This is a genomic window from Streptomyces sp. NPDC093089 (assembly GCF_044754405.1).
Taxonomy (GTDB): domain Bacteria; phylum Actinomycetota; class Actinomycetes; order Streptomycetales; family Streptomycetaceae; genus Streptomyces.
Genome location: NZ_JBIVPA010000006.1, coordinates 156,294 through 172,801 on the forward strand (window position 1 = coordinate 156,294; position 16,508 = coordinate 172,801).

The 16,508-nt window shown below is 73.4% G+C and carries 11 protein-coding genes; 7 read left to right on the top strand and 4 right to left on the bottom strand.

From position 1 onward, the window contains the following. The first annotated feature begins 45 nt into the window (after nucleotides 1–45). From ACIQFX_RS15945 to ACIQFX_RS15965, 5 genes are read left to right on the top strand one after another with little or no spacing between them, the layout of a single operon-like run. Nucleotides 46–909, top strand: a complete 864-nt coding sequence (locus ACIQFX_RS15945; RefSeq protein WP_402463253.1) for an ABC transporter ATP-binding protein — start codon at nucleotides 46–48, stop codon at nucleotides 907–909. Next, on the top strand, nucleotides 909–1,778 hold the full coding sequence (locus ACIQFX_RS15950) for an ABC transporter ATP-binding protein (protein ID WP_402463835.1): 870 nt from the start codon (nucleotides 909–911) through the stop codon (nucleotides 1,776–1,778). The genes ACIQFX_RS15945 and ACIQFX_RS15950 overlap by 1 nt, the downstream gene beginning before the upstream one ends. Further along, nucleotides 1,775–2,665, top strand: coding sequence for a branched-chain amino acid ABC transporter permease (locus ACIQFX_RS15955; protein WP_402463256.1), 891 nt, complete (start codon nucleotides 1,775–1,777; stop codon nucleotides 2,663–2,665). The genes ACIQFX_RS15950 and ACIQFX_RS15955 overlap by 4 nt, the downstream gene beginning before the upstream one ends. Continuing rightward, nucleotides 2,658–3,881 (top strand): branched-chain amino acid ABC transporter permease, encoded by a 1,224-nt coding sequence (locus ACIQFX_RS15960; RefSeq protein ID WP_402463259.1) that lies wholly within the window; start codon nucleotides 2,658–2,660, stop codon nucleotides 3,879–3,881. Before ACIQFX_RS15955 ends, ACIQFX_RS15960 begins: the two co-directional genes overlap by 8 nt. After that, nucleotides 3,878–5,140: an ABC transporter substrate-binding protein gene (locus tag ACIQFX_RS15965; RefSeq protein ID WP_402463262.1), complete on the top strand. Its 1,263-nt coding sequence runs from the start codon at nucleotides 3,878–3,880 to the stop codon at nucleotides 5,138–5,140. Before ACIQFX_RS15960 ends, ACIQFX_RS15965 begins: the two co-directional genes overlap by 4 nt. Nucleotides 5,141–5,513: 373 nt before the next feature. Here the strand turns inward: ACIQFX_RS15965 and ACIQFX_RS15970 are convergent, their stop codons facing one another. Both ACIQFX_RS15970 and ACIQFX_RS15975 read right to left on the bottom strand, forming a co-directional pair. Further along, entirely contained in the window at nucleotides 5,514–6,500 is a 987-nt protein-coding gene (locus ACIQFX_RS15970) for an esterase/lipase family protein (RefSeq protein WP_402463266.1), read from the bottom strand. A 361-nt stretch (nucleotides 6,501–6,861) separates the two neighbouring features. Continuing rightward, nucleotides 6,862–8,577: a class I adenylate-forming enzyme family protein gene (locus tag ACIQFX_RS15975; RefSeq protein WP_402463269.1), complete on the bottom strand. Its 1,716-nt coding sequence runs from the start codon at nucleotides 8,575–8,577 to the stop codon at nucleotides 6,862–6,864. 441 nt (nucleotides 8,578–9,018) lie between these two features. On the opposite strand from ACIQFX_RS15975, the gene ACIQFX_RS15980 reads away from it, so the two are divergent. Together ACIQFX_RS15980 and ACIQFX_RS15985 are read left to right on the top strand one after the other, a co-directional pair. Then, the gene (locus ACIQFX_RS15980) at nucleotides 9,019–9,336 is read left to right on the top strand and encodes a hypothetical protein (protein ID WP_402463272.1); all 318 of its coding nucleotides are present in this window, start codon (nucleotides 9,019–9,021) and stop codon (nucleotides 9,334–9,336) included. Further along, nucleotides 9,333–10,916, top strand: coding sequence for a transporter (locus ACIQFX_RS15985; RefSeq protein WP_402463275.1), 1,584 nt, complete (start codon nucleotides 9,333–9,335; stop codon nucleotides 10,914–10,916). Before ACIQFX_RS15980 ends, ACIQFX_RS15985 begins: the two co-directional genes overlap by 4 nt. A 66-nt stretch (nucleotides 10,917–10,982) precedes the next feature. Here the strand turns inward: ACIQFX_RS15985 and ACIQFX_RS15990 are convergent, their stop codons facing one another. Together ACIQFX_RS15990 and ACIQFX_RS15995 are read right to left on the bottom strand one after the other, a co-directional pair. Further along, nucleotides 10,983–12,893 (bottom strand): alkyl/aryl-sulfatase, encoded by a 1,911-nt coding sequence (locus ACIQFX_RS15990; RefSeq protein WP_402463278.1) that lies wholly within the window; start codon nucleotides 12,891–12,893, stop codon nucleotides 10,983–10,985. Between the two features lie 251 nt (nucleotides 12,894–13,144). Further along, nucleotides 13,145–16,504, bottom strand: a complete 3,360-nt coding sequence (locus ACIQFX_RS15995) for an ATP-binding protein (RefSeq protein ID WP_402463281.1) — start codon at nucleotides 16,502–16,504, stop codon at nucleotides 13,145–13,147. Between the last annotated feature and the right edge of the window lie 4 nt (nucleotides 16,505–16,508).

Sequence of the window (16,508 nt, forward strand, 5' to 3'; positions counted from 1 at the left end):
TCACGGCCGGCCTCACTCCCCGTTCCGCACAAGAAAGCGGGCCTCATGAGCTCGTCCTCTCCACCCCGTCCCCCGTCGCCGCCTCCGGCCGTGACCTCCGGCGCCCTGGAGGTCCAGGGGCTCTCCGTGACGTACGGAGGCTCGGTGACCGCACTGCACGACGTGTCGCTCCGCGTCCCCGCCGGGAGCATCGTGACCATGCTCGGCGCGAACGGGGCCGGCAAGTCCACCCTGCTTCGAGCCGTGTCCGGAACCCTGCCGCTGCACTCCGGATCCGTGAGCGGTGGCCGCGTCGACTTCGACGGAGTGCCGCTGGCCGGGCGGTCGGCGGCCGACGTCGTGGCCGCCGGCGTGGTGCAGGTGCCCGAGGGCCGCCGGGTCTTCGCCGGGCTGTCCGTCGCCGACAACCTCAGGGCCGGACGCCTGGGCGTCCCCGGCCGAGACCGCGAGGACGCCCGGCGGGCAACCGCCGAGGTCTACGAGCTCTTCCCGGTGCTCGCCGAGCGGCGCGGGCAGGCCGCGGGGCTGCTCTCCGGCGGCGAACAGCAGATGCTCGCCATCGGACGGGCCCTGATGGCACGGCCCCGGCTGCTGCTCCTCGACGAGCCCTCACTCGGCCTCGCGCCGCTCGTGGTCGCGAGGATCGCCGAGGTGGTCCGGCACATCAACGCACTCGGCACCGGCGTCCTGCTCGTCGAGCAGAACGCGGCCCTCGCCCTGGAACTCGCCGACCACGCCTACGTCCTCGACGTCGGCCGGATCCGCCTCGAAGGACCCGCCGACGAGCTGTCCCGGTCCGACGAGGTCAGACGCCTGTACCTCGGCGAGCGGCCGGAGGGAGACGACGAGCCGGGCCCCGGCGACGAGGCGAGCGCTCCCGTCCCCTCGCTGGGCAGGTGGTCCCGTTGATCCGCGAGCTGCTGCGCCACGCCGCCTCCCCCGGGACCTCGTCCTCGCAGGAAGGGGTTCCGGCGCTGACCGTGGAGGACGTGACCGTACGCTTCGCCGGCCTCACCGCCCTGGACTGCGTCGGGTTCACCGTCGCACCGGGCAGCGTGCACGCGCTGATCGGCCCCAACGGGGCAGGTAAATCCTCCTGCTTCAACGTCCTGTCGGGGGTCTACCGCGCGGCGAGCGGCAGCGTGCGCTTCGGCGAGGCGGAGCTGACCGCCCTCCCGCCGCACCGGATCGCCGCCCTCGGCGTCGCCCGGACCTTCCAGAACATCGTCCTCACCCGGGGAACGGTCGCGGACAACCTGTTGCTGGGCCGCCAGACCCTGACCCGCGCCGGCTTCACCGCGACGGCGCTGCGCCTGCCGAGCGCGGTGCGGGAGCAGCGTCTGCACCGCGAACGCGTCCGCGAGATAGCCGATTTCACCGGGCTCGGGGCGCTCTTCGACGCACCGGTCGCCCTCCTGTCGTACGGGGACCGCAAGCGCGTCGAACTCGCCCGGGCGCTCTGCATGGAGCCCAGGCTGCTGCTCCTCGACGAGCCGGTGGCCGGCATGAACACCGCCGAACGCCTGGGGATGGCCCGCACGATCGCCCACATCAGGGACGCCCTGGGCGTCTCCGTGCTGATCGTCGAGCACGACATGGGGATGGTGATGCGGATGGCGGACGAGGTGACCGTCCTGGACTTCGGCCGCCGGATAGGCGGCGGTTCGCCCGAGGCCGTCCAACGCGATCCGGCGGTCGTCCGGGCCTACCTGGGCGGCGGCCCGTCCTCCGCCACCATCCCGGCCCCCGACGGCCCTGACACGGAGCAGGCTCCATGAACACGCTCGTCCAGACCGTCTTCAACGGCATGGCCCTCGGCTCGGTCTACGCCCTCGTGGCCCTCGGCTTCTGCCTGGTCTTCAAGGTGTCCGGTGCGGTCAACTTCGCCCACGGATCGCTCCTGTTGCTGGGCGGCTACCTGGTCGCGGTCCTGCACGAGCCGCTCGGCTTCGCCGGCGCACTCGCCGTCGCCGCGCTCGGAGCGGCGGCCGCGGCGGCGCTCGAAGCACTCGTCCTGCGCCGGGTGGCGCGGGCGAACGGTCCTGCCGTACCCACCATCCTGACCATCGGCGTCGACATCCTGCTGCTCACCGAGCTCGCCCGGCGGATCGGCGGCGACGTCCTCGGCACCGGCGACCCCTGGGGAGCCGACGTGCTCACGGTCGGCGGTGTGACCGTCGCCCAGGCCCGGGTGTACTCGCTGCTCGCCGCCGCGCTCCTGGTCGGCGCGTTCCTCGCGGCCTTCCGGTGGACCGGCTGGGGCCTGTCCATGCGCGCGTACTCCTCCGACGCCGAGGCCGCCGCGCTGATGGGCGTACGAGGCGACCGGCTGCGCATGAGCGCGTGGCTGCTCGCCGGCGCGCTCGCCGCGGTGGCCGCGGTGTTCCTGGCCGCGTTCCCCGGCACCGGCATCGACCGGACCACCGGCCAGATCGCCCTCGCGGCCTTCCCCGCGGCGGTGCTCGGCGGACTCGGCTCGGTCGGCGGAGCCCTGCTGGGCAGTCTCCTCGTCGGCATGGCGGAGGCCCTGGCGACCGGCTACCAGCAGCAGTTGAGCGGTCTCGGCTCCGGACTCGCCGAGGTCGTCCCGTACGCCGTGATGGTGCTGGTCCTGATCGTCCGGCCGCAGGGCCTGCTCGGAGCCAAGGAGTCATCCCGTGTCTGATCGCCTCTCATCGGCACCCGCATCGGTCGTTCGGCGGCTGCGGGCCCTCGGCCCCCGGCGGATCGCCACCCTGGCGGGCTGTCCGCTGCTCCTGGCACCGCCCCTCTACCTCTCCTCGTTCTGGCTCCAGACCGGGCTCTTCGCGATGGTCGCGGTGGTCGCCGCGATCGGCCTGAACCTCCTCGTGGGAACGGCCGGACAGCTCTCGCTGGGCCACGCGTTCTTCCTGGCGGTCGGGGCGTACGGCTACACCTGGCTCGCCGACGACTCCCACCGCTCCGGGACGACGGAGCTCGCGGGTCTCGGGCTTCCCCCGCTGGTCGCGTTCGCCGCGGCGGTGGCGCTCGCCGGTGTCGCGGGCGCCGCCTTCAGCCCCCTCTCGGGGCGGCTGCGCGGCATGTACCTCGGGGTCGCCACGCTGGCCCTGATCTTCTTCGGCCACCACGCGATGCTCAACGCCGAGTCGTACACCGGCGGTTTCAACGGCCGGACGGTCCCCGACATGGAGATCCTCGGGCTGAGCCTGGGCGACGCCGACGACGGCCTGGCGGTGCTCGGCGTCCCCTTCGGGGGGCTGGAACGGCTCTGGTACTTCGGCCTGGTGCTGGTCGCGGTGGCCGCCCTGGCGGCCAGGAACCTCCTCAGGGGGCGTCCCGGCCGGGCACTCGGAGCCCTGCGCGACAGCGAGGTCGCCGCCGCGGTGATGGGGGTCCCCGCGGCCCGCTACCGCGCCGCCGCCTTCACCGTCTCGTCGATGTACGCGGGCGCGGCGGGCGCACTGCTGGCGCTGGCCGCCCAACGGGTCGTCCCCGACTACTTCAGCCTGCTGCTCTCCATGGACATGCTCGCCATGATCGTGATAGGCGGCCTCGGCTCCGTCGCGGGCGCGGCGGCCGGGGCGGTCTTCGTCAGCGTGCTGCCTCAGCTGCTCGCCCACTACTCCGACGCCCTTCCGCTGGTGGTGTCCGCCGGTTCCACCGAGCCGGGGCTCGGCTCGGCCGACGCGGCGCGCTTCCTCTACGGCGCCGCGCTGGTCCTGACCCTGGTCTTCGCCCCGGGAGGACTCGTGGGTCTCCGCGGCCGGCGGGCCTCCCGCGTCCTGCGGGGTCTTCCACGGCCGCGTCGTTCCACCTCCTCCTCCCTTACCACTCCTCCTCCCCCGCCTTCCGCCGGTGCCGGCACCGGCGGCGACACCCTCAAGGAGCACACACCGTGAACCGCAGAAAGACACTCGCGGCCGCCGCGACGGCCACCTCGCTGGCCGTCGTCCTGGCCGGATGCAGCACCAAGGGCGGCGAGTCCGCCGGTTCCACCGACAAGGCCGGCATGAAGACCGGCCCCGGCATCACGCAGGACAAGATCAGCGTCGGGGTCCTCACCGACCTCAGCGGTCCGGTCGCGCCCCTCGGCAAGAGCGCCCTCCAGGCCGAGCAGCTCTACCTGAAGCAGGTGAACGCCGCGGGAGGCGTCTGCGGACGCACGGTCGAGCTGGTGGTGCGCGACCACGGGCTCGACGTGCAGAAGGCCGTCGCGGCCTACGCCGAGATCGAGCCCCAGGTCGCGGCGCTGGGCCAGCTGAGCGGCTCGGCGCAGACCGCGGCACTGCTGGACGGCATCGAGAAGGACGGGCTCCAGTCGATCCAGATCGGCGCCTCCGGCACCGTCCTGGGCAAGCCCCATCTGCGGCTGATGGCCAGCACGTACGACATCGACATGGTCAACGGGGTCGGCTTCCTGGTGAAGGCCGCGCAACTGAAGAAGGGCGACAAGGTCGGCCACGTCTACATCGAGGGCGAGTACGGCGGCAACGCCGCCGAGGGCGCCAGGTTCGCCGCGCAGAAGGCCGGACTGACCCTCGTCGCGCAGACGGTGAAGCCCACCGACAAGGACCTGACCGCGCAGGTGACCGCGCTGCGCGCCGCAGGCGTCAAGGCCGTCGTGTTCAGCGGCGTCCCCGCTCAGACCGCGTCGCTCGTCGGCGTCGCCGCCGCCACCGGCCTGAAGGTGCCGGTGCTCGCCAGCGCCCCGGCCTACGTGCCCCAGCTGCTGGCCACACCGGCGAAGCCGGCGCTGGAGAAGCTGCTGTACGTGGCCAGCCCCTGGCCCGCCCTGAGCGTCGACGAGCCGTCGGTGAAGAAGCTCGTCGACGACTACACCAAGGCCTACCCCAAGGACCCGGTGAACCAGGCGGCGCAGGCCGGCAACGCGGCCGGCTCCCTCCTCGTGGGCACCCTCAAGGCCGCCTGCGAGAAGAAGGACCTCAGCCGCGACGGCATCAGCAAGGCGCTGCGCGGCCTCACCGCGTACTCCGAGGGCTTCCACGAGCCGCAGGACTTCTCCGACCCGGCCAGGGCGTCCAGCACGAAGACGTACATCGCCCGGCCCGCCGCGGGTGTCCCGGGCGGGATGACGCAGATCCAGGGCGCCACCGAGGACGCCGCCCTCGCCGAGTACCTCGCGGCGCACGGGAGCTGACACCTCGCGGATACGGTGACAGGACCGCACGGGACGCCGAAGGGCGCTCCCGTGCGGTCCTCTTGTGTGCGCGGGGACGTGCGGTCGCGTGTCAGGACGACGAGCTTCCCGCGGCGCGGTCCTGCTCAGTGTCGGCGCTGGCTCGGAGAATGCCCTCGATCGAGGGAGTACGTGTTGCCCCCGCAAGCCCGCATGCCAAGCCCCCGGTCTGCGCCGCGATCGCCCCCGGCACGCAGCCGCCACAGCGATCCGCTCCCCGGGACATGTCGGCGGGTGGACATCCACGGGACCTTCCGGGACGGGGCTGCACAGACGCGAACGGGCCCGTGCCGCTCGGCGGCACGGGCCCGTTGCCGGGTCGGGGAGGACGGGGTCAGGACAGGGCGTAGGAGCGCAGGGACGGCTCGGCCCAGACCTTGGTGGCGTTCAGGAGCTCCGCGCTCATGTTCGCTGCGGCAATCGCGGTGGCCCCGCTCGCCTCGGAGGCCGTGACGCCGGGGAGGTTCACGTCCAGGCACTTGCCGAACGGCAGCCGGCCGGGGTCGGCCGCACCGGAGTGCGAGAGCGCGTCGACGACCAGCCCGTAGGCGACGGAGTCGTACAGGAAGCCGAAGTGGGTGACGGTGCGCCCGGGGCAGACGCTCTGCATCGAGATGTTCCCGGCGCCGCTCACCGGCGCGGTCGTGACGGGGACGATGGCCTCGTCGGTGAGGCTGTAGAGGTTGGTGTAGGAGACGGCGCCGGGGGTCTCGTCGCCGGCGTTGAGGGCGGCGAGGAAGTCGGATCCGACACTGAACTGGTGGAGTGCGGGAGCGCAGGGGGCCGTGCAGAAGAGGTTGCCGGCACCGATGCCGTGGCCGGGGTTGGCCAGGAAGACCGCGTCGTCGACCTCGCTCTGCAGGCTCTGCCACCACCTGAGCGCCCAGCGGATCTCCATGTTGCCCTGGCTGTGGCCGATGACGTCGACCTTGCGGCCGGTCAGGGAGTTGATCCTGCCGACGGCGTGGACGACGTACTCGGCGGCTTCCTGGATGTCGCCCATCGACCTGTTGGGCAGGTCGACCGTGCAGACGTCGTAGCCCGCGTCGCGCAGCGCGGGGGCGTAGCCCCAGCCCCAGCTCTCGTCGGCGGTGGAGCTGGTGCCGTGGACCAGCAGCACCGGCTCACGGTCGGGATGGGCGTAGGAGCCGGGGCAGTGCAGCGCCGCGTCGAGCGTGGCGGCCGGGGTGTCGAGCCCGGGTTCGACGGCCGCGGTGGCTGCCGGGGCGGGCCCGAGAAGGACGGCGACGAAGACGCCCAGGAGGGCTGCGGCGAAGGCGCTCGACCGGCGGCGCAGCGGGGTCTTCCACGATCTGTTCAACGTGACTCCTGTGGGTGGAGGGGTGGGTGGGTGCCGTGTCCGGACACCGGCCGTTGCCGTACGCGAACGAGGTCCGGTATGGGGCGCGGGGGGAAATCGGCGAGCGAATCGGAGGATCACGTTCCAGGTCCCGACCGGCGTGGACAACCCTTCGCGCACGCCCTATTCGGCTCCGGCGCGATCTGTGTGGGCGGTCACAGGAGATGGCACCGTGTCCTGCCCCGGGACACAGAACGTGCCCGTCGGCGACCGTCGCCCAGCCGTGACGTCCACGCACCGGACCGACGAACGTGTCCACGCGCGTGGACGCGAAGGCGTCGGCGCCCCGCACTTCCCGGGGCGCCGACGCATCGGCCCGTTCTCAGTGCGCCGTGGCGGCATCCTCGGTGAGCTGGTCGCGCAGTGCCGACTTGAGGATCTTGCCGGTGGGCGTGAGCGGCAGGAAGTCGACCACGCGCAGGTCACGGACCTTCTGGTAGGGCGCGACGCGCTCGGCGACGTACTCCATCAGCTCGTCGGCCAGCTCATCCGCTTCCTCGACGCCGGGGCGCAGGACGACGAAGGCGGCCGGGATCTCGCCCGCGTTCGCGCTCGGGGCGCCCACGACCGCGGCCTGGGCCACGACCGGATGGCTGCAGAGGATCTCCTCCAGTGGCTGCGGATAGACGTTGTAACCCTTGTAGATGATCATGTCCTTGGCGCGTCCGACGAGGAACAGGTGGCCGTGTTCGTCGAGGCGCCCCATGTCACCGGTGCGCAGCCAGCCGTCGGCGAACTGCTCCGCCGTCAGCTCGGGCTGCCCGTGGTACCCGTCGGCGACCTGTGGGCCGCTCGCCCACACCTCACCCGTCTCCCCCACCCCGAGGACGGTGTGCGTGTCCGGCGAGCGGATCTCGATGCGGGTGTCGAACACCGCGATGCCGACGCTGCCCACCGGGGTGGCGACGGTCGGGTTCGGTGGGGCGCCGGCGAGCCCCATGCTCGCCTCGGTGAGTCCGTACCCCTCGCAGACCAGGGCGTTCGGGAAGACCTCGGCGAGGCGGCTCAGCGCCTTCGTGTCGATCGGGGCGGCTCCGGAGACGGCCATCAGCACCCGGGAGTAGTCGTGCTTGTCGAGGGCCGGGCTCGCGAGCAGGGCGTAGTACATCGCGGGCGACCCGGTGATCGCGGTGACGCCGTGGCGCTCGACGTCGGCGAGGAAGGCGTCCGGCTGGAAGCCGGCCACCATGACGGTGGTCTGCCCCAGGACGATGTTGACGCTCTGTGTGATCAGGCCCATGCCGTGGAAGAGCGGGGCGACGGCGATGGTGGCGCCCTCGCCCACCGGCAGCGCGTACGCGTTGAGGGCGTCGGGTACCGGCCGGAGGAACACGCCGCCCTCGGCGTCCTGCTCCGGGAGTGTCGCGGAGCGCAGGCACGCCGCCTGGAGCACGGCGGCCACGGCGTTGCGGTGGAGCACGCGCACGGCCTTGGAACGGCCGGTGGTGCCTCCGGTCAGCTGGAAGTGGGCGACCTGCTCCGGGTCCGTCGCGTATCCGGTCAGGGGGGCGGCGGCAAGCAGCTCGGCGAAGGGCACGGTCTCCTGGTGGGCCGGGGGCGGGGATGCCGGGGGCGGGGATGCCGGCGCCGGAGCGGCGGCGGTCCCGGACACGCACACCACGAACCGCACGCCGGGGACGTCGACGCCGGCGAGCGCGGCGGCACAGGCCGGATGGGTGACGACCGCTCCGGCTCCCACGTCCTGGAGCTGCTCGGTAAGCGCGCAGGCCGGTTGGGCGGGGTTGACCGGGGCGACGGTCGCGCCGGCGCAGATCGCGCCGTAGTACGCCACGACGTACCAGAGCGAGTTGGGCATGTGCATCGCGACGACGTCGCCCGGGACGATGCCCCGCTCCCGCAGCCCGCCCGCCACGCGCAGCACGTGGTCGTACAGCTCCGCGAAGGTCAACGTCTCCTCGCCGTCGCGGACGGCGATCCGGTCGGAGAAGGACCGGGCGGCGCCCGCGAGGAGCCGGTCGATCCCGGCATCCGGGTAGTCCAGGGACGGGGGCATGCTCTTCGGCCACGCTCTGGTCATGGGGAACTCCTGTACTCCTGGATTGCCTGAAGAGACGGCAGCGGATCTTGAGGGATCGGCGCGCGATCGCACGGGGCGCGGCCGAGGGAAGCGGGAGGGACCTGGCAACGACGTCACCAAGTGGCGGCCAAGTTAATCCCACATAACCACCGTGTCCAGGCATTGCTCATGCAGTCGAGCCCGAGAACACCGCAGTGAAAGGCATCGACCCCGGAAAGCCATCAGTGATGTGTCCTCCCACAAACCGACTGCTCCCCGATGGGACGACCCACACGATCCGCGCGGTCCACGAGGCCCGGCTCCGATCCGGATGGACGCGGCACCCGCGGGCCCCGCATGCTGCGGCGGCCGACGTGCGCGATGTGCCCGCGCACCGACCCTCCCGAACCCCTTGGAGCCACGTTGACGCTTCCCGGCCGGCCACGCCCCGTTTCGCCGTTCATGCCCACGTCGGCACCCCCCACCGTCGGTACCCGCGCCGCAGGCGTCGCCACCGCCGAATCCGACGCCGCGGACCTGCTCGCGGCGATCATGCGGACCGGCGGCCGGTGGGCGGGCCGGGCCGGAGCCGGCTTCGCCCTGCTCTCGGTGGCGGCTTCCGCCGCGCCGGAAGCTCTCGCCGACCCCGTGGCGGGACACCTCTCTCTCGCGCTGCTCCTGCTCTGCCCCCAGGTACTCGTGATCGCCTGGGCGTTGACGGGGCACGGGCGCGAGTCGAACCGCGTCGACGTCGCCCTGGGCACCCGGGGGCTGTCGTGAGAGCGGCGGCCTTCGACGCGCCGGAGTCGTTCTTCACCGTGTTCACGGTGTTCCTGAGCCTGTGCGGCTGCCTGTGGGTGGTCAGCGGCGCGGGCGACGACGACGCCGCGATGTTCCCCTCGCGGTCGTCTGAGGAACCGGCCTGGCGCAGCGGCCTCGTCATCAGCGGCGCCGCCCTGTCCGCCGTGACCCTGATGGCCCTCATCGGGCTCGTCGCGCTGACCGGTTACGACGGGATGATGCTCTCGCTCGGGGTCGTCATGGGCCTCGTGCTGCTGGCCCTGCTGTTCGCGGACCCCCTGCGCAGGGCGGGCGGGTACACGGTGGGCGACGCGCTCGCCCACCGCTTTCCCGAGCGCTCGGTCCGCCTGGCCATGGGTCTGGTGACGTTGGGCGTCTGCCTCCCCTACGTGGTGCTGCAGCTGACCGCGATCGGGTCGCTGTCGGCCTTCGTCCTGGGGCTGACCAGCAGCGGGGCGAAGACGGCGTGCATCCTCGTGATCGGCGGTGTCGTCGTCTCCCTGGCCGTGAGCGGCGGGGTCCGCGGCACCGGCCGTGTCCAGCTCGTCAAAGTGGTGGTCCTGCTCGTGGTGATGGCGGGCGCGGCCTTCCTCGTCCTCGACCGCTTCGACTGGGATCCCGACCGGCTGCTGGGCGCGGCGGTGAAGGGGAGCGGCCTGGGAGACTCCTACCTGGGGCCGGGTGTCCAGTACGGCAACGGATGGATGGCGGCGGCGAACCGCTTCGGTCAGCTCGTCACCGTCGCGCTGGCGGTGTGCTGCCTGCCGCACGTCACGATGCGGGTCCTCGGCTCGCCGGGCGGCAGGGCGACGCGCACGGCCATGCGCTGGGCGGTCGGGCAGCTGATCGCGATCTCGGCCCTGCTCCTCGTCGTCGGCCTCGGAGCCGCCGCGGTCCTCGGCGGACCGGCACTCAGCGGCGCCGACCCGACGGGCAGCATCGCCCTCCTCCTGGTCACCCAGGAGCTCAGTCCCGGCGGCATCCTCGTGTCGGCCGTCTTCAGCGCGGTGTTCCTCACCGCCCTGACCACCGTCGCCGACGTCACTCTCGCCGCCGCGGCCTCGGTCGCCCGCGACCTGCTGCCGCGCCGCCCACGGCCGGGCACCGAAAGCGTCCCCCGTCAGGACCGGCGTGCCCGCTGGGCGGCGGCCGCGGTGGGCGCCGCCACCGTCGGTCTGTCGCTGCCCGCCGCCGACTGGAACCTGCTCGTGCTCTCCACCCTGGCCATGACGCTCGCCGCCTCCGCCCTCGCCCCCGTCCTGGTGTACACCTTCCTGTGGCGCGGATTCACCCGGCAGGGCCTGCTGTGGTCCGTCTACGGAACGAGCGTTCTCACCCTCGTCCTGCTGGCCGTCTCACCCCTGTTCTCCGGCTCCCCCTCGGCCGCCTTCCCCGACCTGGACCTCCAGGGGACGGCTCTGGTCAGCCCCGGGCTGCTCACCGTTCCCGCCGGCTTCGCGCTCGGCTGGCTCGGCAGCGTCCTTGACCGCGGGTCGGACGCTCCCGCGCGGTACGCGGACCTGGCCGCCGCCATGACCTCTGACGACCGGGCGGCGTGAGCCCGCCGATCCGCGGCGCGGCGCGCGCGAACGGCAGGAGTCTCCCTGCCGCGTCCGTCCCAGTGATCAGGGGGTGACGATGGCGAAGTCGGGGTCGAAGTCGTCGAGCAGCCCGGCCAGGGTCTGCAGCACGGTCTCGTCCCCCTCCAGGGTGATCTTCCCCGCCTGGGCCAGCTGCGGGGCGCTCGCCGGCTTGAGGAGCGTGGAGACGAGGGCCGCCTTGGGACCGGTCACCGTGAGCTGAGTGTCGGGCGAGGGGCCGCGGCGGGCGTTGAGGACGCCTCGGCGGACCCACATCGTCCACGTCTCCTCGGCCTCGGCGCCCGTGAAGCGGAAGTCGACGCGGAGGTCGGCGGTGGCGGCCTTCTCGCCGATGAGGTGGACGGCGGCGTAGTCGAAGAGGATGTCGATCGGCATGGCCAGGATCGAGTCCGGGCTGGCCGTGGCGAACGCGGCCGGCAGGACGCCCTCGCGGAGTTCCTTGGCGGCGGTGAGGAAGATGCCCCGCCACTGGGGCCCCTCGGCCTGGTAGCCCAGCTGCTCGTAGGCGTCGGCCTGCAGGTTCCTCGCCTCGGCGTGCTCCGGGTCGGCGAACACCAGGGCGTGGAGGATCTGGGCGGCCCACCGGTAGTCGCCCGCGTCGAACGCGCGCCGCCCCTCGGCGAGGATCCTCTCGGGGCCGATCAGCTCGGTGAGGCGGCGGGCCGTCTCGACCGGGGGGTGCGGATGGAGGGAGACGGGGTCGCCGTCCCACATGCCGAGTTCCTTGGTGAACACGGCGCGGACGTCGTGGTGGAGCGTGCCGTGGTAGCCGCGGTTGAACCACGCGCGGCCCAGCTCCTCGGGCAGCTCGACCGCCTCGGCCGCCTCCAGCGGGGTGTATCCCTTGTTCGCGAGCCGGAGTGCCTGGTCGTGGATGTACTTGTACGTGTCGCGCTGCGACTCCAGGAACGAGGTCACCCGCTCGTTGCCCCAGACGGGCCAGGTGTGCGGCCCGTAGTGGACCTCGGCCTCGTCGCCCCAGCGCTCCAGCGTCTCGTCGAGGTAGCGGGCGAAGTTGCGGGCGTCCCGGGTCCGCGCACCGCGCAGTGTCTGGATGTTGTGCAGGGAGTGGTTGGCGTTCTCCGCGCACGTGAGCGCCCCGAGCTGGGGAATCCAGATGTGCATCTCCTCGGGCGCCTCGGTGTCCGGGGCGTAGAGGAACTCGAACTCCAGGCCGCCCAGTTCACGCCGCTCACCGGTTCTCGTCACCGGGTCGGTCGGTGAGATGTACGAGACGGTCACGCCGGGCACGGTGGAGATGCCGATGCCGCAGGTGACGCAGCCGGTCTCACCGAGGTCGAGCAGGCTGTTGAAGGCGTACGACGCCCGCCGGGACATGGCGTTGCCCGCGATCACGTTCTCGCCGATCGCGTGCTTGTCGAAAGAGGCGATGGTGCCCGGCGCGATGACGGGCACCTTGCCCGAGGCGACGTCCTCGGCGCTCACCACCCCCTTGACACCGCCGTAGTGGTCGATGTGGGTGTGGGTGTAGATGACGGCGGCGACAGGCTTGTCGCTGACGTGCTCGCGGATCATGCCCATCGCCTGGGTGGCGGCCTCGACGGAGGCCATGCAGTCGACGACGACCAGGCCGGTCTCGCCCTCGATGACGGTGAGGTTCGCGATGTCGTTGTTGCGGACCTGGAAGACCCCGTCGACCACCTTGTAGAGGCCGCCCTTCCGGATGAGCTGCGACTGCCGCCACAGACTCGGGTTCACCGTGTCGGGGGCGGGGACGTCGTCGCCTATGTAGTCGAACCGCGCCGCGTCGAAGATCACCCGGCCGTCACCGGCGTACAGCTTGTCGGGCAGCGGGGCGAGGAAGCCACGGTCCCGGTCGGCGAAGTCCTGCCGGTCATCCATCGCGTACCGGGAAAGCGCCTCCCGGTTGGCGGCAGCGGTCGCGGCGCTGGCGGGCTTGGACGAGTCGGCCATGGGTTTCCTCTCCGTCACGGGCGACACCGGCCGTTGCCGGCGCGCCCTGGCTTCGAGCCTCTGGCGACGGCCGCCGTACGGCGAGAGGGACTCACCCGTTCGGGTGAGTCCGGGTGCCCCCTCGGCCTCCGCCGTGGACGTACGGCAAGCCTTGGCCGCGTGAGCACGCGACCTCTCCGTGCGCGTACCGCCAGGGCCGCGCCGGCACAAAGGTTCTCAGGGGTGGCGGCTTCCAGACCCGGCCGCCCGACTCACCACCGCCTGCCGCGGGCGAGTTCGAGGCGACGGATGCCGGCCGGGTACGGCAGTCCGGCTGCCAGCTCCTCGGCCGCGGCGAAGAGCTCCGCCGACTCGTCGGCGCGTCCCAACGCGCCGACGGCAGCGGCGTGTACGGTGCGGGCCGCGGTCTCCGTCAGCCGCTCGCCCGCCTCGGTGGCCCGCTCGATCTCGTCCCGCGCCAGCTCGGCGGCCCGCTCGGCGCGCCCTGCGGCAAGGTGCGCCCACGCGGCGATGTGGACGGCACCGGACCCGGTCACCTGGTCCAGCAGCGCCAGAGCCGCCTCGGGGTCGCCCTGCCGGATCCGCCATTCGGCCTGCGCGGTCAACACCTCGTGCTGGGCCTGGCGGTCGGTGTGCACCACCGCCCAGCGCAGCGCGGTCTCCAGCAGCTCGGCCGGGTCACCTGCGGCCGTACGCATGCTGACCCGGGCCCCTGCGAGCAGCGCGTACGGCGTCGACCAGTCGGGCTCGGTCCGCGACGCCTCCACCGCGGCGGCGGCCTGGGCCGAGGCCTGCTCGCACTCCTCCAGCAGCAGATACAGCTCGGCCAGGTTGGCCCGCTCGAAGGCGACGGTCGCCGGATCGCCCGCACGCTGGGCGACGGCCAGGGCCCGGTGCCCGGTCTCGACGGCCTCACTCAGCCGGCCCGCGCGCCGTGACTGCTCGCGCTGGACGGACAGGACGGACCCGAGCAGCCTGGGTTCGCCGAACGCCTCGGCGTGCGGCAGCGCCGCGTCGGCGACCGGCCCGGCTTCGGTGAACCGTCCGTCCAGGGCCAGTGCGGCCGCCTGCAGCATCAGCGCCCGTCCCCACAGGCCGCGCCGCTCGGGACCGACGACCCGTTCGGCGGAGGCGCCGGCCAGCCGGGCCGCTTCGACGGCCTGCGCGTAGCGGCCGACGGTGAGACAGACCGCGGCCCTGCTGGCGTGATGGACCGCGGTCGCCCGAGCGGAGGTGGCGGGACCGGGTGGCTGGGCGTCGAGCAGGGCCAGGCCCTCCTCGGCGGCGCGCACCCTGGCCAGCACGTCGGCGAGCCGGCCCGTGGCCAGCACGAGCCCGTCCGCGTCGCCGCGTCGCCGCAGGTCCTCCACCGCCCCGCGCAGCAGACGGACGGCGTCGTCGTAGCGGCCCATCCGCTGGAGCACGGCGCTGTGGTCGATGCGGGCCCAGGCGGCCTCGGCGGTCAGCGAGTCGAGCAGACCGGTCAGCTCGGCGTAGTAGTGGTCCGCGGTGTCGTTGGCGCACAGGGCGGCGGCCCGCTCCGCGGCCTGGCGCAGATAGCCGGTGGCGCGCGGGTCGTCGGCGCGGGCGAGGTGCGCGGCGAGGGTGTCGACCGCGTCGGGGCTGCGGCGCCGGACCACGTCGGCGTACGCGGAGTGCAGGAGCCGGCGGCGGGCCGCGGAGAGCTGCTCGTAGCAGGTGAGCCGGATCAGCGGGTGGCGGAAGGCCAGTCCCGGGACCGGGCGGCCGTCGACGACCACCGCACGTTCGGTGAGCACGGACGCCGCGACGGCCGCGTCCGCGCCCGCGGTGGCGCTCGCGGCGGGTATCCGTGGGTGCATGCCGTCGGCGGCGACGTCCAGCACCTCCGGCAGCGCGGCGTTGCCGCCGGCGACGGCGACCACCTCCACCACCCGGCGGGCCTCGGGGCCGAGCCGGGCCAGTCGCCCCGCGACGAGCTGGCGTACGCCCTGCGGAGCATGGACCTCCTCGGGTTCCCCGGCGTGCTCGCCCCATTCCCGCGCGAGCTCCAGGGCGAACAGGGGGTTGCCGAGCGACAGCTCCCAGACCCGCTCCGGGGCCGCGGTCCCCTCGGGCAGACCCAGGGCGTGCGCGGCGAGCGCCAGGCAGTCGTCGCGGCCGAGTCGCTCCAGCCGCAGTCGCCGGGAGAGCCCGGCCCGTTCCAGGGCGTCGAGGGCGGCCTGCCGCGGGTCGGTCTCGGCCAGTTCACCCGTCCGGCAGGTGACGGCGAAGCGCCAGCGGAGGCCGGCGGCGGACGCCCGCCGGGCCAGATGGCTGAGGAGCTGGAAGGAGCCGGTGTCGGCCGCGTGCAGATCGTCGAGCACGACGAGGACCGGTACCGCCGCTCCGAGGTCGCGCAGCAGTCCGGCCGCCGCGCCGAACAGCCGCTCGCGCTCCTCCTCCGGGCTGCGCGCGGCGTCGATGCCGGTGCGGCCGAGTGACGGCAGCAGCGCGGTCAGCTCCGGGTACTCGACGCCCACGCGGGCCCGGTCGGCCGCCGGCCGGTCGACGAGCCAGCCGTCGAACGCCTCCACGAAGGCGCCGTACGGGGTGCGCCCCTCCGCCTCGTGTCCGGCTCCCCACAGCACGAGGGCGCCCTCCGACGCGGCCCGCCGTGCCGCCTCCGTCACCAGCCGCGTCTTGCCGAGGCCGGCCTCGCCGGCGAGAAGCTGGACCGGAGGCGCGTCCTCGGCCAGCAGTTCGGCGAGCGCCCGGTCCCGGCCGTGCAGCGGAACGGGGGCCGGGACCCGCAGCGGAGCGGGCAGGGTGAAACCCGGCCCCGTCGAGGTCAGGCCGCTGCCCGGCGCGCCGAGGGCCAGCAGATGCAGTCGCTCGGTCGCTGGGCCGGGGCGGATGCCCAGCTCCACGTCGAGGATCTCGCGGCAGCGGTGGAACTGCCGGACCGCCAGTCGGGGCAGGCCCTGCCGGAGATACGCGTCGATCAAGAGCTGGTGGGCGCGCTCGTCCGCGGCGTTGTCGTCGAGGACGGCCCGGGCGGCCGCGGCCGCCTCCTCGGTGAGCCCGTCGGCCAGCAGCGCGGCGGCGTGGGCGAGGCGCAACCGGTCCCGCAGCTCGACGGCCCTCTCGCGGCGGGCCCGGGCCCACGGCGCGTAGCGGTCCTCGGGGAGCAGTTCCCCGGGGAAGGCCGCCAGGGCGTCGGCCAGCCGGCGGATGCCGCCGGCCTCCAGGGCCGCGACGGCCCGGTCCTCCGCCTCGTCGGCGTCGATCCGGACGGTGGCCGGTTCGAGCCTCAGCAGCTCGCCATCGGTGGTGAGGTAGGAGGAGACGGTGCGAGGGGCGAGCTCGGGTTCCAGGGCGCGGCGGGCGGCGTGCAGGGCGACCCGCAGGCTCCCGAGGGCGGCCGCGCGGTCGGCCTCGGGCCAGCAGGCCTCCATCACCAGCTGGCGGTGCAGCTGGTGGTCGGGAGCGACCGCGAGCAGCTTCACCAGGGTGCGGGCGCCGGGCCGCGGCCAGCGTTCGGCCGGGGCGGGACCGCTGTCCCGCGTGGCCCTGAATCCGCCGAAAAGGTGCAGCCGGAGCAGGGGGGCGGCGGTGGAACGGTGCTGTCGGTCCGCGATTTCCCTGTTCATGAGG

Bases quoted from the DNA above. Each gene is read 5' to 3' on its own strand.
- ACIQFX_RS15955 (WP_402463256.1), top strand. From the start codon at position 1,775: ATGAACACGCTCGTCCAGACCGTCTTCAACGGCATGGCCCTCGGCTCG.
- ACIQFX_RS15995 (WP_402463281.1), bottom strand. From the start codon at position 16,504: ATGAACAGGGAAATCGCGGACCGACAGCACCGTTCCACCGCCGCCCCC.
- ACIQFX_RS15975 (WP_402463269.1), bottom strand. From the start codon at position 8,577: ATGACCAGAGCGTGGCCGAAGAGCATGCCCCCGTCCCTGGACTACCCG.
- ACIQFX_RS15990 (WP_402463278.1), bottom strand. From the start codon at position 12,893: ATGGCCGACTCGTCCAAGCCCGCCAGCGCCGCGACCGCTGCCGCCAAC.
- ACIQFX_RS15980 (WP_402463272.1), top strand. From the start codon at position 9,019: ATGCCCACGTCGGCACCCCCCACCGTCGGTACCCGCGCCGCAGGCGTC.
- ACIQFX_RS15945 (WP_402463253.1), top strand. From the start codon at position 46: ATGAGCTCGTCCTCTCCACCCCGTCCCCCGTCGCCGCCTCCGGCCGTG.